Origin of the sequence: Flavobacterium cauense R2A-7, from assembly GCF_000498475.1 — a bacterium.
GTDB classification, from domain to species: Bacteria; Bacteroidota; Bacteroidia; order Flavobacteriales; family Flavobacteriaceae; genus Flavobacterium; species Flavobacterium cauense.
In genome coordinates this window covers 20,350-34,451 of the sequence record NZ_AVBI01000001.1, presented here as the reverse complement: position 1 = coordinate 34,451, position 14,102 = coordinate 20,350, and the positions used below count along the sequence as shown (strand labels likewise).

Annotated in this window: 13 protein-coding genes; 9 read left to right on the top strand and 4 right to left on the bottom strand. The window is 38.4% G+C overall.

What is annotated here, in order from left to right:
• The first annotated feature begins 19 nt into the window (after positions 1–19).
• The 6 genes from FCR2A7T_RS00185 to aroA all read left to right on the top strand — a co-directional run bounded on the left by FCR2A7T_RS00185 (position 20) and on the right by aroA (position 5,250).
• Positions 20–841, top strand: coding sequence for a prephenate dehydratase (locus tag FCR2A7T_RS00185; RefSeq protein WP_035116714.1), 822 nt, complete (start codon positions 20–22; stop codon positions 839–841).
• Between the two features lie 36 nt (positions 842–877).
• Positions 878–1,957: a bifunctional 3-deoxy-7-phosphoheptulonate synthase/chorismate mutase type II gene (locus tag FCR2A7T_RS00180; protein WP_023569239.1), complete on the top strand. Its 1,080-nt coding sequence runs from the start codon at positions 878–880 to the stop codon at positions 1,955–1,957.
• A gap of 78 nt (positions 1,958–2,035) precedes the next feature.
• Positions 2,036–3,016 carry a ribosome small subunit-dependent GTPase A gene (rsgA, locus tag FCR2A7T_RS00175; protein ID WP_023569238.1) on the top strand — a complete coding sequence of 327 codons (981 nt, stop codon included), beginning with the start codon at positions 2,036–2,038 and terminating at the stop codon, positions 3,014–3,016.
• A gap of 23 nt (positions 3,017–3,039) precedes the next feature.
• Positions 3,040–3,492 (top strand): D-aminoacyl-tRNA deacylase, encoded by a 453-nt coding sequence (gene dtd, locus FCR2A7T_RS00170; protein ID WP_023569237.1) that lies wholly within the window; start codon positions 3,040–3,042, stop codon positions 3,490–3,492.
• A 196-nt stretch (positions 3,493–3,688) separates the two neighbouring features.
• Positions 3,689–4,015 carry a nucleotide pyrophosphohydrolase gene (locus FCR2A7T_RS00160; protein WP_023569236.1) on the top strand — a complete coding sequence of 109 codons (327 nt, stop codon included), beginning with the start codon at positions 3,689–3,691 and terminating at the stop codon, positions 4,013–4,015.
• 2 nt (positions 4,016–4,017) lie between these two features.
• Positions 4,018–5,250 (top strand): 3-phosphoshikimate 1-carboxyvinyltransferase, encoded by a 1,233-nt coding sequence (gene aroA / locus FCR2A7T_RS00155; RefSeq protein ID WP_023569235.1) that lies wholly within the window; start codon positions 4,018–4,020, stop codon positions 5,248–5,250.
• Here the strand turns inward: aroA and FCR2A7T_RS00150 are convergent.
• The 3 genes from FCR2A7T_RS00150 to FCR2A7T_RS00140 all read right to left on the bottom strand — a co-directional run bounded on the left by FCR2A7T_RS00150 (position 5,240) and on the right by FCR2A7T_RS00140 (position 8,842).
• A complete protein-coding gene (locus tag FCR2A7T_RS00150; RefSeq protein WP_023569234.1) occupies positions 5,240–5,986 on the bottom strand; it encodes a LytR/AlgR family response regulator transcription factor in 747 nt (248 codons plus the stop codon). The genes aroA and FCR2A7T_RS00150 overlap by 11 nt on opposite strands.
• Position 5,987: 1 nt before the next feature.
• On the bottom strand, positions 5,988–8,327 hold the full coding sequence (locus FCR2A7T_RS14575) for a sensor histidine kinase (protein WP_023569233.1): 2,340 nt from the start codon (positions 8,325–8,327) through the stop codon (positions 5,988–5,990).
• Between the two features lie 71 nt (positions 8,328–8,398).
• Positions 8,399–8,842 (bottom strand): two-component regulator propeller domain-containing protein, encoded by a 444-nt coding sequence (locus FCR2A7T_RS00140; protein ID WP_023569232.1) that lies wholly within the window; start codon positions 8,840–8,842, stop codon positions 8,399–8,401.
• Between the two features lie 195 nt (positions 8,843–9,037).
• Here FCR2A7T_RS00140 and FCR2A7T_RS15285 point away from each other — a divergent pair, with 195 nt between their 5' ends.
• Together FCR2A7T_RS15285 and queA are read left to right on the top strand one after the other, a co-directional pair.
• Positions 9,038–10,909 carry a LamG-like jellyroll fold domain-containing protein gene (locus FCR2A7T_RS15285; protein ID WP_023569231.1) on the top strand — a complete coding sequence of 624 codons (1,872 nt, stop codon included), beginning with the start codon at positions 9,038–9,040 and terminating at the stop codon, positions 10,907–10,909.
• A gap of 117 nt (positions 10,910–11,026) precedes the next feature.
• The gene (queA, locus tag FCR2A7T_RS00130) at positions 11,027–12,076 is read left to right on the top strand and encodes a tRNA preQ1(34) S-adenosylmethionine ribosyltransferase-isomerase QueA (RefSeq protein WP_023569230.1); all 1,050 of its coding nucleotides are present in this window, start codon (positions 11,027–11,029) and stop codon (positions 12,074–12,076) included.
• A 50-nt stretch (positions 12,077–12,126) separates the two neighbouring features.
• On the opposite strand, the gene FCR2A7T_RS00125 is transcribed toward queA, so the two are convergent.
• Entirely contained in the window at positions 12,127–12,567 is a 441-nt protein-coding gene (locus FCR2A7T_RS00125) for an SRPBCC family protein (RefSeq protein ID WP_023569229.1), read from the bottom strand.
• A gap of 253 nt (positions 12,568–12,820) precedes the next feature.
• On the opposite strand from FCR2A7T_RS00125, the gene kynU reads away from it, so the two are divergent.
• On the top strand, positions 12,821–14,098 hold the full coding sequence (kynU, locus tag FCR2A7T_RS00120) for a kynureninase (RefSeq protein WP_023569228.1): 1,278 nt from the start codon (positions 12,821–12,823) through the stop codon (positions 14,096–14,098).
• The last annotated feature ends 4 nt before the right edge of the window (positions 14,099–14,102 follow it).

Here is a 14,102-nt window from a genome sequence, read left to right as displayed (position 1 = left end):
TTTTTTTTTTTTGACTAAAATGAAGAAAAAAGTAGCAATTCAGGGAATTAAAGGATCGTTTCACCATCAGGTGGCGCAATCCTGTTTTGGGGAAAATGTGGTGTTGGAAGAATGTGTTTCTTTCCGGGAGGTTATTACGAGTGTGCTGGACAATACTTCTCAAAAGGCTGTAATGGCATTGGAAAATTCAATTGCGGGTTCGATTTTGCCGAATTACACCCTGATTGACAACAGTAATTTGCAGATTACAGGAGAGTTTTTCCTCAATATTCATATGAACCTGATGGGCTTGCCCGGACAAACGATTGCCGACATCAAAGAGGTGCATTCCCATCCGATTGCATTGTTGCAATGCGCGAACTTTTTTAATCAATATCCTCAGATTAAGCTCGTGGAAAGTTCAGATACCGCTATCACAGCAAAACGGATTCAGGAGCAGCAGTTGAAGGGAATTGGAGCATTGGCAGGACCTGCGGCAGCAGAAATTTACAATCTGGCTATTTTGGCGGACGGTGTGCATACCGTTAAAAGTAACAAGACCCGATTTGTGATTTTAAAAGCGAAAGACTTGGCTTATGATAAAGAAAATGTCAATAAAGCTTCCCTCCGTTTTGAATTGGACGATACGCCGGGATCGTTGGCAACAGTGCTGAATGTGTTGAACAACTGCAAACTCAATCTCACTAAAATACAGTCGATACCGGTGATTGAAACCCCGTTTAAGTATTCTTTTTTCGTAGATGTCATTTTTGATAAATACAAACACTTTGAAAAAGCTAAAAAACTGATGGAAATTATGACGACGCATTTTAAAGTTTTAGGAGAATATCAGCAAGGATAAAAAGGAATGAATTAATTTTACAGCAGCATAAATACTATGGAAAATAAAAAAGAACTGAGAACCTGGTTGGATGATTTCAAATTGACGCATCCCTTAGTAATTGCAGGACCCTGCAGTGCCGAAACCGAAGAACAGGTGTTGAAAATCGCACACGAACTGAAAGGTTCCGATGTGAGTATTTTTCGTGCCGGCATCTGGAAGCCGAGAACGCGTCCGGGCGGATTTGAAGGTGTAGGCGAAATCGGTCTGAAATGGTTACAGAAAGCCAAAGCCGAAACAGGATTGCTAATGGCGGTGGAAGTGGCTAATGCGGCACACGTGAAATTAGCATTAGAACACGATATCGATGTGTTGTGGATTGGTGCCCGAACAACTGTAAATCCGTTTGCGGTTCAGGAAATCGCCGATGCCTTGCAAAACACCGATAAAATTGTCTTGCTGAAAAACCCCGTAAACCCCGATTTATCGTTGTGGCTGGGTGGATTGGAACGTTTGCACAATGCCGGAATTAAGAAATTAGGCGTAATCCATCGCGGATTTTCAACCTATGAAAAATCGAAATACCGAAACAATCCGGAATGGCAGATTGCAATCGATTTGCAGAATCGTTTCCCGGATTTACCGTTAATCTGCGATCCGTCCCATATTACCGGAAAACGCGATATGATTCTGGAAGTTTCCCAGCAAGCTTTAGATTTGAATTATGACGGATTGATTATCGAAACCCACATCGATCCGGATCATGCTTGGAGCGATGCTGCACAACAGGTTACGCCCGATGCTTTAAAACGTATTTTCGTCGACCTGCGCGTGCGAAAAGCAACCGATGAAGCCGATGATTTCAACATACGAATGACAAAACTGCGTACGCAAATCGACGATATTGATGTCAAATTGTTGGAAATTTTAGGAAAACGTATGAAAATTGCCGAGAAAATCGGAGCACTGAAAAAAGAGAAGAACGTTTCCATTTTGCAAAGCAGCCGTTGGCATGAGATTTTAGGAAAAATGGTGTTGGAAGGCGAAGAGAAAGGGTTGAGCGAAGAATTTATACTGAAATTGTTTAAAGCCATTCATCAGGAAAGTATCTCGCATCAGGAGAAAGTAATGCGATAAGGCCGAATTTCAAATTATCAACCATAATAATTGTAATTTTGCAAGGCGTAATTTGGAATTCATAATTCGTAATTAAATATGACAGGAACCGTATATAAATCCACAGGAAGTTGGTACACCGTAAAAACCGAAGATAAATCGTTTTTGGAATGCCGTATTAAGGGCAAATTCCGAATGAAAGGCATCAAAAGCACCAACCCTATTGCTGTGGGCGATATTGTGGATTACGAATTGGAAGAAACCACCGATGTGACTACGGGAACGATCACGAATATTCATGAACGGAAAAATTATATCGTTCGTAAATCGGTCAATCTGTCGCACCAGATGCATATTATTGCTTCGAATATTGATATCGTGTTTTTATTGGTTACGATTAACAATCCGCCAACTACTACCAGTTTTATTGACCGTTTTTTGGTTACTGCCGAAGCGTATGGAATCGAAGCGGTTTTGGTTTTCAACAAGATCGATACGTTTGACGAGGCGACTTTAGACGAACAATTATACTTGCAATACATCTATTCCAACATCGGTTACAAATGCCTGCGCGTTTCTTCCACGGAAGGAAAAGGAATTGAAGAACTGAAAGCGATGATGAAAGGAAAGGTTTCGATGTTTTCCGGTCATTCCGGTGTGGGAAAATCTACCTTGGTAAATGCCTTGGAGCCGACTTTAAATCTAAAGACCAAAAAAATTTCCGAGCAACACCAGCAAGGACAGCACACAACGACATTTGCCGAAATGTTCGATTTGTCGTTTGGCGCACAAATTATCGATACGCCCGGCATTCGAGGCTTCGGAATCGTCGATATGGAAAAACAGGAAATCGGAGATTATTTTCCGGAGTTTTTTGCGTTGAAAGACCAATGTAAATTTAACAATTGTTTGCATAAAGACGAACCGCATTGTGCCGTGAAAGAGGCTTTGGAAAAAGATCAAATTGCCTGGTCGCGCTATAAAAGCTATCTTCAGATCCTGGAAGGCGACGACGAACATTATCGTTCGGATATTTACGGTGATGATCGTGAGGCGAGTGACCGAACCAGACAATCATAATGCAATCCTAATTCACACTTGATTTGAAAGCCGTAATACAAAGAGTTTCCGAAGCATCGGTAACTATCGAAGGGAGAAAAGTAGCCGATATTCGAAAAGGATTGTTGGTTTTAATCGGAATTGAAGATGCTTCCACTACAGAAGATATCCAATGGCTGACTTCCAAAATTGCCAACCTTCGCATTTTCGGCGATGAAAACGGGGTGATGAATCTTTCTGTAAAAGACATTGATGGTGAGATAATTGTGGTAAGTCAGTTCACGTTGCACGCTTCCACCAAAAAAGGGAATCGTCCTTCGTATATTAAAGCCTCAAAACCGGATATCGCCATTCCGTTATATGAAAGTTTTGTCAAACAAATGGAAGCCGATTTGGGCAAAAAAGTACAAACCGGAGAATTTGGCGCCGACATGAAAGTAGCCTTGATAAACGACGGACCGGTAACGATAATTATTGATACAAAAAACAAGGAGTAGTAATGAGGGATAAGGCCATTTCATTTTTTAAAGCGTTTCTGATTAACGGCTTATTATATGGCGTGTTAAAGTATTTAATAGAGTCCGATGTCTCTTTAAAAGGAATCGTTTTCAGTGCTTCTTTTTTTGGGTTTTTTATGGCTATTTTTCAAACTTTACTATTTCCTGGTTTTAATAAAGATAAAAAGGATAAACAATGAACATACAAAATGCCCAACTGGAAGTAGACAACTGGATTAAGAACCACGGTGTTCGTTATTTTAACGAATTAACCAATATGGCACAACTTACGGAAGAAGTAGGCGAAGTGGCCCGAATCATTGCCCGTCGTTACGGCGAACAATCCGAAAAGGAAAGCGATAAGAACAAAGATCTTGGCGAAGAACTGGCCGACGTGGTTTTTGTGGTACTGTGTCTGGCCAACCAAACCGGTGTGGACTTGCAAGCCGCTTTCGACAAGAAACTGGACCTGAAAACCAAGCGCGATCACGACCGTCATCACAATAACGAAAAACTGAAATAGTTTTGAAACTCCTTCTTCATTCGTCAACCTGCAACCTGCAACCTGCAATCTGTATTTCCGGTTCCAAATCGGAGACGAATCGCTTGTTGTTGTTGCAGGCTTTGTATCCGAATCTGGTTTTGGAGAATGTTTCCAATTCTGATGATTCCGAAGTAATGTTGAAGGCTTTGAAGCATCCGACCGAAACTATCGATATTCATCACGCCGGAACCGCCATGCGTTTTCTGACCGCTTATTTCGCTGTTCAGGTAGGAAATGAAGTAGTGCTGACGGGTTCTTCCCGAATGCAGGAGCGTCCGATTCAGATTTTAGTGGAGGCTTTGCGCCAACTTGGAGCCGATATTCACTATGAAAATAAGGAAGGTTTTCCACCTTTGCGAATTAAAGGGAAAAAACTGATTCAGAATAAGGTAACCTTGCCGGCCGATGTGAGCAGTCAGTACATTTCCGCATTGCTTTTAATTGCGCCGAAATTGGAAAATGGTTTGGAGCTGACTTTAGAAGGTAAAATAACTTCCGTATCCTACATCAAAATGACGTTGGCTTTGCTGAATGAAATCGGGGTAAAAACGTCTTTTTCAGACAACAAGATAAGTGTTGGGCATTCTGAACTGGCTGAAACATCTAAAATAACCGTCGAATCAGATTGGTCTTCCGCTTCCTATTTTTATTCGATTGTGGCTTTATCGGAAATCGGAACAACCATTCAATTGTCCAGCTACAAAGAAAACAGTCTGCAAGGCGATAGTGTTTTGGCTGCAATTTATCAGGATTTTGGTGTGGAAACAAGGTTTGAAAACAACACCATCATTTTGCGCAAAACACATAATTGTCAATTGTCGGGTGTTCAGTATCATCTCAACAATGCTCCGGATATCGCCCAAACCATTGCAGTAACCTGTTTCGGACTAGGAATCGGCTGCCATTTAACTGGATTACATACGCTGAAGATTAAAGAAACTGATCGCTTGGAAGCTTTGAAAAACGAGTTGACCAAATTAGGAGCAAACATTTCGACAACTGATGACAGTTTAACTTTGGAACCTTCATCCGATATAAAAGAAAATATCACTATCAAAACCTATCAGGACCACCGTATGGCAATGGCTTTTGCGCCGTTGGCTCTGAAAACGAATCTAATTATAGAAGATGCCGAAGTGGTTTCCAAATCGTATCCTGATTTCTGGAAGGATTTGAAAACGATTGGAATACGGATGAATGACTTTATCGTTTAATCAGTTGTGTTTTTTCTAAAATCTGAAGGGTTTTATCCGCGGAAACCGGAATGCTTTTTTTGTTTTCCAATTCCAAACTGCCGCCATCTGATTTGTTATAGGCTGCAACAAAATTTAAATTCACAATATACGATTTGTGCACTCTTAGAAAACGCGGGTTGGTGCAAAGTATGTCTTCAAAGTTTTTTAAATTCCGGCTGACCATGTGACTGATGTTGTGACTGCAAAATACTTCGGAATAAGCGCCTTCTCCTTTTATATATTCAATTTTGGAAACATCCAGGAAAATAAGACTGTTTCCGGAGGGAACCGCGATTTTGGTTAGATTTTCCTGCTGCATGTTTTCTTTCAGTGCACTAAAGTTTTCCAGTTTTTGTTTTTGCCTTTCCAGTCGTTTTACAGCATCGGCCAATTCTTCAGGGACGATAGGTTTTAATAAATAGTCAATAGCCGAAAATTTAAATGCCTGTATGGCGTACTCGTTATAAGCGGTTGTAAAAATGATGGAAAAATTCACGTCGTTTTCATCAAAAAAATCTAATAATTCCAGGCCGCTGTGTCCCGGCATTTCGATGTCGAGCAAAACCAAGTCAGGTTGGTGCTTGCGGATGGCTTTTACACCTTCCGGCAAGTTTTCGCATTCGGCTACCACTGTTACATTCGGGCAATATTCCTGTAAAAGTAATTGCAGGGTTACGCGCGCTCTTTTTTCATCATCAATTATAATTGCTTTCATTTTAATAGAATAGGGGTATTTCAAAAACAACAGTTGTTCCTAACGATTGCTTTAGCGGATTGGTCTTATCAATAAAAAAAATAGAAATATTTTTATGTGTGTATTGGTTCAATAATTCAATTCGGTTTTGCATGGCAGCTGTGGCAAATGAATTGTGATTTTTGTTTTTGATTGCGTTCAACTCCGTACTTTTTTGTCGCCCGATTCCGTTATCGTCCAGGGTTATTTTTAATACGTCGTTATTCAGGTTGAAAGCGATTTTTAATTCTTTTTTGCCTTGTTTGTGCAGCAATCCGTGTTTAATGGCGTTTTCAACATAGGGCTGTAATAACATGGAAGGAATTTTAATATTGTCCGTATCAATTGCGGTATCCGTGGTTATCGTATAGCTGAAATCGTCTTCAAAGCGTGCTTTTTCAATGTCTAAATACAGTTTCAGGGTTTTAATTTCTTCCTTAACGGATACGGTTTCTTTCTCGGTCATTTCTAAAATTGTACGAGTGAGATTGGAGAATTTCGATAAATAATCGACAGCTTGTTTTTTTTCATTGGACAAGATATACGATTGCAAGGTGTTCAGTGCATTGTAAAAGAAATGCGGATTCATTTGCGATTTAATGGCTTTCAGTTTTGCCTGATTTACATTTTTTTCCAGATTGATTTTATCTAAAACCAATTGGTTTCGCTTTTCGATTTTTTTGATGTTGTTGCGATACAGCCAATAGATAAATGCTAAAATCAGTAAGGACACGCCAAAAATAAATGGGAATTGCAACCAAAACGGCCGGTTGATGGTGAATTGTATTTTGGTAGTGTTTTTAAAATCGGAATTCAATGCAAATTCGACGGTGTATTTTCCGTGATTTAAAGAATTGAGTACCAATTCCGGATTTAAAATGTCTGCTTTTTGCCATTGCGATTCGTTAATTCGGTACAACAATTCGTGTTCTTCAAAAGGGGTTGGCGATAAAAAGCGGTACGCAATCTGAATGTTGTTCTCGTCGTAGGTTAAATCGTTTAATTTTAAGGCATCGGCTGTCTGATTGTTCACTTTCACCGCTTCAATTGTAAAAGTAGGTTTGATCCGATTGTAAACTTCCTGTTTTTTAATAATTAGACCGCGATTGGAGGAGATGTAATAGCTGTCGTCTTTAAGAATAACGTCATTCACTTCAATATTGCTGTTGATGTGGATGATTCGCTTTAGCTTTTTAGAATTTAATGAGTAATCGAAAATATATTTGTTGGTAACGATAAAAAGCAATTCGTTCTTAAGAATGACTTTTTCAACATTTCCTTTTTGGATGTTCGTTGGAAAATCAATTTCTGAAATAGTATTGTTCTCAATTCGAAAAAGCCTTAAATCACCGTTACAAGCGTAAATTATTCCGTTGGCAAAAGAAAGTTTTGTAACGTTAAGCGATGCGTTTTTGTATTTTAATTCGGTTAGTAAACCCTTTTGCCCGATATAAAACAAACCATTATTTGTGGCATAATAAATGATTTTACGGATGTTGTCGTATGCAGTGGCCTTTCCTTTGGCATTGAGGATGATATTGTTGTAATCTGAAGTGCTTGAATCTTTAAATGAGCTAAAGACCGCATCCCACTCACTGTTCGTTTTTTCGTTGGTTTTGAAAAGACCAGAGTTACTGCTTGCGGCAAAAGCAATGTATTTGGCATCAATCGAGGCGATGTTTTTAACTGCTATTGCCAATTCTTTGGATAGTTTTCGGTTTGCATCAAGGATTCTAAATTTCGATGAGGTAAAAAACAATTTCCCGGATGGTTCGTCATAAAACAATTGTCCCATCTGATGGTTGTCTTTTCCGTTATAAATAAGGTGAAACCGATTGTCGTCCAAAGCAATGATCTTGTCGTCTTTTGTTCCGGCTAAAAGTTGCTCATTTTTAAAGATTAAAGAAGTTAAACTCTCGTTTGAGCTAATTAGTTTGGTGTTGAAATCTTCAATGTAAAATAAGCCTTCTGTTAAGGTGGAAATCCAAAAGTTGTTGTTTTTGGTTTTGTAGATATAGGAAATGTTCGTGCCGGTGAAGAGTTCTTTTTTACTGCCGGATTCGCGGTCGATTTCTATAATTCCGGAAGTCGTACACAGCCAGTTTTTGTTGTTGCACCAACTTAAATTTTGGATGATCGTATTGTTAACGTCTAAATTTCTTTTGATAAAGGTGTCGTTTTCAAAAAAGTAACAATAGTTGGAGAATTTGGAACCAATCATCAGTCCGTTTTTCGTTTTTTCAACCAAAATTGAACTGAAAGTCGTTGAGAAATCTTCCGGAAAATCGAGTTGTTTTTGAATGGTGTCATTTTGGATAACCATTAGTTTTTTGGTAAAAACATAAATGGTGTCATCGTTAAAAAAAATGTATTTGATTTCATTGGTGTTTAACGCTATTCTTTTTTTAAGTGAAGATTTTTTACATCATACACATCAACAGTATTGTTGTTGATGATGTACAATTGGTCTTTTATAAATCCGAATTTAAAATATCCGACCGATTTGTTTTGGTTGAGTTTTTTCAGTTGATTGTTTTCAACATAGTACAGATAGCCATCAAAATTTTCATACCAAATCCTTCCAAAAGTATCTTGTTGGATGCAGGAACCGGCTTTTAAAGTCATGCCTTCCAAACTGAAATAACGAAACGAATAGCCGTTGAATCGGCACAAACCCTTTTCGGTAGCAAACCACATAAAGTCGTTTTTATCCTGAAAGATATCGTAAACACTGTTGGTTAGCAAACCCTGAGACTTGTCAATTTTATTGAAATAAGGATTTTGTCCAAAAAGAATTTGGACCAGCAGTAAAAAGGATATGCTGAAAAATGGTTTCAAGGTCAGAATTTGTTCAAATGTAAGTATATAACGAAGATATCAAATCTTGAGTTAATGAAAAACGGGTTTCAGTTAAGGAAAGGTGGCAAATAGTTCCGATTTGCGTTTTGTTAACCCAAAAAGGGGTTTCGTTAACTCTGTCATTTTAAGAAGAAAGCGACTACTACTTTTACTCAAAATTTTAACAGGTTAATTATGAAAACAAAATTATTCTCTTTTTTATTGGTACTGTTTTGCAGTATGTTAAATGCTCAAACAATTTCAACCATGGCTGGTGCTACTCAGGGATATGCAGAAGGAATTGGAACGGCGGCACAATTCAGTTATCCCTATGGTATCGCTTTTGATGGAGGTGGCGCTGTTGTAGTAACAGATCAAGGAAATTATAAAGTGAGAAAAATATTTTCTGACAATTCAACAAGTTTGTTGGCGGGAAGTACTTATGGTTTTGTTAATGCTACAGGAGCTGCTGCTAAATTCGGAAGTGTTGCCGGAGTTGCCAGAGATGGATTTAACAATACATTTGTGTGTGATCCCGAAAATAATTGTATTCGAAAAATTACCTCTTCGGGAGTGGTAACAACTTTTGCAGGAGGAACACAAGGTACTGCTGACGGTGTTGGAACTGCTGCCCAATTTTATATGCCTTATGGTTTAACCATTGACGCATCGGGTAATTTATATGTGTCGGATATGTATAATAATAGGGTGAGGAAAATATCTTCAGCGGGTGTTGTTACAACATTAGCGGGTTCTACCAATGGCTATGCGGATGGAACAGGGTCAGCGGCACAATTTAGCTATCCGTCGGGTATCGCAGTAGATGCTTCCGGGAATGTTTATGTGGGAGAAAATTGCAGAATTAGAAAAATTACACCAGCCGGAGTTGTAACTACTTTTGCAGGAGGGACTCAAGGTTATCTTGATGGTAATGGTGCAAATGCTAGATTTAATAATGGAATCAGCGCAATTGTTACAGATAGTAATAACAATCTTTATGTGGCTGACACACATAATTATAGAATCAGAAAGATAACACCTTCTGCTGATGTTACTACTTATGCCGGCCGTGGTTTTAATGGAACAACTAATGGCGATGTTTCTGTGGCAACATTTGGTACAATAACTGGTTTAGCGATTGATAGGGTAAACAATATTCTTTATTTAGCAGATTACGGCAATAACAATATAAGAAAAATTCTGCCTCCTTCCGGAGCGCCAAGTCCGCAAACCATTGCTGAGTATAGTTTTGACAATGTTTATACAAATTTATTAGGAGCAGCTCCTTTTGCCTCGAATGCAGGAATATCTTTTACAACCGACAGGCATGGTGTTGCAAACCGAGCCATTAATATTGCCAACACAGGTACAACAGCTACGGTTACCGGACTTCCTTACGGGAATTTACCAAGAACCATTGCTTTTTGGGCAAAATTAAATACGATTCAAACTCCTTATAATATGACATTCTCTTATGGGCAATCTAATACAAGTAACGCTTGTGGTGGTTCTTTTAATGCTTCTTATGTTGATTTTTTTGGTTATGCTAATAATTTGCAAGCGCCTTCTGCAAACGTACAAGGAGTATGGTATCATTTTACTTACACTTATGACGGAACAACTGCTAAAATCTATAAAAACGGAGCGTTGCTTACAGGAGTTCTAAAAACGTGGAATACACTAAATAATAATGATTTATTTAAACTCGGAGTTGGAGTTGGGGGTGAATTGAACTTTAACGGTGCAATAGACGATTTGAAAATTTATAATTATGTTTTGTCGGATACACAAATTTCAAATTTATATACCAATAACACTTTATCGGCATCGAATTTCAGTCAAAATAGTTTAGAAGTGAAGCTTTATCCTAATCCGGTTCATAATATTTTAACACTTGAAACCGCTTTAGAAATTCAATCGGTTGAGATTTATACAATTCAGGGGCAAAAAGTACTTTCATCCAATCAAAAACAAATCAATGTTTCCGGTTTGGCGGCAGGAATGTACGTGGTTGCAATTCAGGACGTTGAAAATAACAGCACAACAAAGAAAATTATCATTAAATAGTTGCGTTAAGTTTTAGTTTTTAGTGGGGTTGGCAAGGGATGTTGAAAATAAATAGGCATTTACTTGACAACCCCTATTTTGCGATAGTATATTTGCAGTCAATTTAAAAGATATAAAATGAAGTTATCAAATTTCAATTTTAACCTTCCGGCAGAACTTTTAGCCGAATATCCAGCAGAAAACAGAGACGAAGCCCGTTTAATGGTTGTGAACAGAAAAACACAAACCATCGAGCACAAGTTGTTCAAAGATGTTTTGGATTATTTTGGAGAAGGCGATGTTATGGTGCTTAACAATACCAAGGTTTTCCCGGCACGTCTTTACGGAAATAAAGAAAAAACCGGTGCAAGAATCGAAGTGTTTTTGTTGAGAGAATTGAATGCAGAACAACGTCTTTGGGATGTATTGGTAGATCCGGCAAGAAAAATCCGTATCGGAAACAAATTGTATTTCGGTGATGACGATTCGTTAGTGGCTGAAGTTATCGATAATACAACTTCCCGTGGGAGAACATTACGTTTCTTATACGACGGTTCTTATGAAGAATTCAGAGCAAAATTATTAGAATTGGGTGAAACTCCGATTCCAAAATACATCAACCGTGAAGTAACTCCGGAAGATGCCGAACGTTACCAAACCATTTATGCTAAAGAAGAAGGTGCGGTAGCGGCACCAACTGCCGGTTTACATTTTTCGAAGCACTTAATGAAACGTCTTGAAATAAAAGGTGTTGAATTTGCGGAAGTAACCCTTCATGTAGGTTTGGGAACGTTCAATCCGGTAGAAGTGGAAGATTTATCAAAACACAAAATGGATTCTGAAGAATTGAAAATTTCTCAAGAGGCTTGTGATATCGTAAACAAAGCCAAAGTGAATAAGAAACGTGTTTGTGCTGTGGGAACCACCACAATGCGTGCGATGGAAAGTTCGGTTTCGTCTTCCAGAACCTTAAACGCTTTTGAAGGCTGGACGAATAAATTCATCTTCCCTCCGTATGATTTCAGTGTTGCGGATTGCATGATTACGAATTTCCATACACCAAAATCTACGTTGTTAATGATGATTTCAGCATTTTGCGGACACGATTTAATGCGTAAAGCTTATGATGAAGCCATCAAAGAAGGGTATAAATTCTATTCCTATGGTGATGCCATGCTGATTTTATAATCAAAGGATAAACAATAAAAAAAAGCGTTCGCCTAGGCAAACGCTTTTTTTTATGGCTGACTTTCAACAAATTTTTTAAAACTTTCCAGGTATTTCATGCTTTGTTTCTTGAACATGCCGGGCAATAAAAATCCCATGAGTTTCATCATAGTGTTTTGGAACCGGAATTCCTGTTCGGTTACATATTTTGTTTCGTTTTCAGAAACTGTGATAAATTTATTTTTCACAATATTAAATACGCCGTTCATTTCGTATGTTCCCGAAAATTCCTCCGGAAGGTTACGAACGGTTATGGTTTCAATCATTTCCATTTCACGTTTTCCCATTTTGAATTTTAAACGGGATTTTGCTCCGGGGTGTCCCGCTTCTCCGGAGAGGTGCTCAAAATGCTCTAAGCCTTCCATCCACTTCTTTAGGTTGTCAGGATTGTCAAACAGGGCAATTACTTTTTCAATGGGCCTATTGATTTTAATCTCACAAGTATATTTCATGATGTATTTGATTTGAAAATCAAATATAATTAATCTGCTGGTAAAATATAGTTTGATTGTTTTTGTTTGAAAAACATCTTGGAAACCCAAATAGCAAGAAGATTTAACATTGTGATTTCGATTGTGATTAAGTGATTGGCTTTCTTAACGAAATTCTCTAAAGTGTTATAAAAATGTTAAAATTCTTCCGTCTAAATATAAGTGCCAATTCTTATTTTTTCTTATTTTTACCCCCTATTTTAAAAGATGATTGATGAATTTCGAAAATACACGTGAATTTGCACAACAACTCGACGCTAAGGACGAGTTGCGAAACTATAGAGATGAATTCTTTTTCCCTAAAGTTAACGGTAAAGAGGTGATTTATTTTACAGGAAATTCTCTTGGATTGCAATCCAAACGTACGAAAACCTATGTGGATGAGGTGATGACGGATTGGGCCAATCTTGCTGTTGAAGGTCATTTTTATTCCGAAAAACCCTGGTGGGACTATCACGAACGTTTTGCGGCTCCATTAAGCGTCATAGTAGGGGCAAAACCCTGCGAAATCACCGTAATGAATACACTAACGGTAAATCTTCATTTAATGATGGTTTCGTTTTACAGACCCACTGCAAAAAAATATAAAATTATTTGCGAGGAAAAAGCCTTTCCAAGCGATCAGTATATGTTTCAAAGCCAAGTGAAATTTCACGGGTTGGATCCTAAAGACGCCATAGTTGAAATTAAACGCCGCGAAGGAGAGCATAACATCCGTCTGGAAGATGTTTTGGCTAAAATTGAGGAGGTTGGCGATGCTCTGGCCTTGGTTTTAATAGGAGGAGTTAATTATTATACTGGACAGGTTTTTGATATGAAAACCATTACTGCTGCAGGGCATAAGCAAGGAGCGTATGTGGGATGGGATTTGGCACATGCCGCCGGAAACATCGAATTGAAACTTCACGATTGGGATGTCGATTTTGCCGTTTGGTGCAGTTACAAATACATGAATTCAGGACCGGGCAATGCATCGGGTTGTTTCATTCATGAAAAACATCATAACAATGCCGATTTGCCGAGATTCGCCGGATGGTACGGACATAATAAAGAACGCCGATTTAAAATGGAGCCTGATTTTGATCCTGTTCACGGTGCTGACGGATGGCAAATCAGTAACTTGCCGATATTGTCATTAGCGCCTTACTTGGCTTCCGTGGAAATGTTTTCCGAAATAGGAATGGAAAAAATAATCGCAAAACGAAATCTGATTACTGCATATCTCGAGTTTATACTTCATGAAGTGGACAAAGAGATTGAAGGTACCGAATTCGAAGTGATTACGCCTTCAAGTCAGGAAGAAAGAGGGTGTCAGTTGTCTGTTTTTCTTCATGGTCAGGGTCGTGATTTGTTTGATTATCTGATGAAAAACGGTGTAATCACCGATTGGCGTGAACCCAATGTAATCCGTTTGGCTCCGGCACCACTTTATTGTTCTTTTGAAGACATGTATGAATTCGGTCAGATTTTAAAAAAAGGAATCTGTAAATAAGTTA

What these genes read in the sequence shown, in the direction of transcription:
- FCR2A7T_RS00185 (WP_035116714.1), top strand. Translation starts at nt 20, where the DNA reads ATGAAGAAAAAAGTAGCAATTCAGGGAATTAAAGGATCGTTTCACCAT.
- FCR2A7T_RS00180 (WP_023569239.1), top strand. Translation starts at nt 878, where the DNA reads ATGGAAAATAAAAAAGAACTGAGAACCTGGTTGGATGATTTCAAATTG.
- rsgA (WP_023569238.1), top strand. Translation starts at nt 2,036, where the DNA reads ATGACAGGAACCGTATATAAATCCACAGGAAGTTGGTACACCGTAAAA.
- FCR2A7T_RS00160 (WP_023569236.1), top strand. Translation starts at nt 3,689, where the DNA reads ATGAACATACAAAATGCCCAACTGGAAGTAGACAACTGGATTAAGAAC.
- FCR2A7T_RS00150 (WP_023569234.1), bottom strand. Translation starts at nt 5,986, where the DNA reads ATGAAAGCAATTATAATTGATGATGAAAAAAGAGCGCGCGTAACCCTG.
- FCR2A7T_RS14575 (WP_023569233.1), bottom strand. Translation starts at nt 8,327, where the DNA reads ATGGTTATCCAAAATGACACCATTCAAAAACAACTCGATTTTCCGGAA.
- FCR2A7T_RS15285 (WP_023569231.1), top strand. Translation starts at nt 9,038, where the DNA reads ATGAAAACAAAATTATTCTCTTTTTTATTGGTACTGTTTTGCAGTATG.
- queA (WP_023569230.1), top strand. Translation starts at nt 11,027, where the DNA reads ATGAAGTTATCAAATTTCAATTTTAACCTTCCGGCAGAACTTTTAGCC.
- FCR2A7T_RS00125 (WP_023569229.1), bottom strand. Translation starts at nt 12,567, where the DNA reads ATGAAATATACTTGTGAGATTAAAATCAATAGGCCCATTGAAAAAGTA.
- kynU (WP_023569228.1), top strand. Translation starts at nt 12,821, where the DNA reads ATGAATTTCGAAAATACACGTGAATTTGCACAACAACTCGACGCTAAG.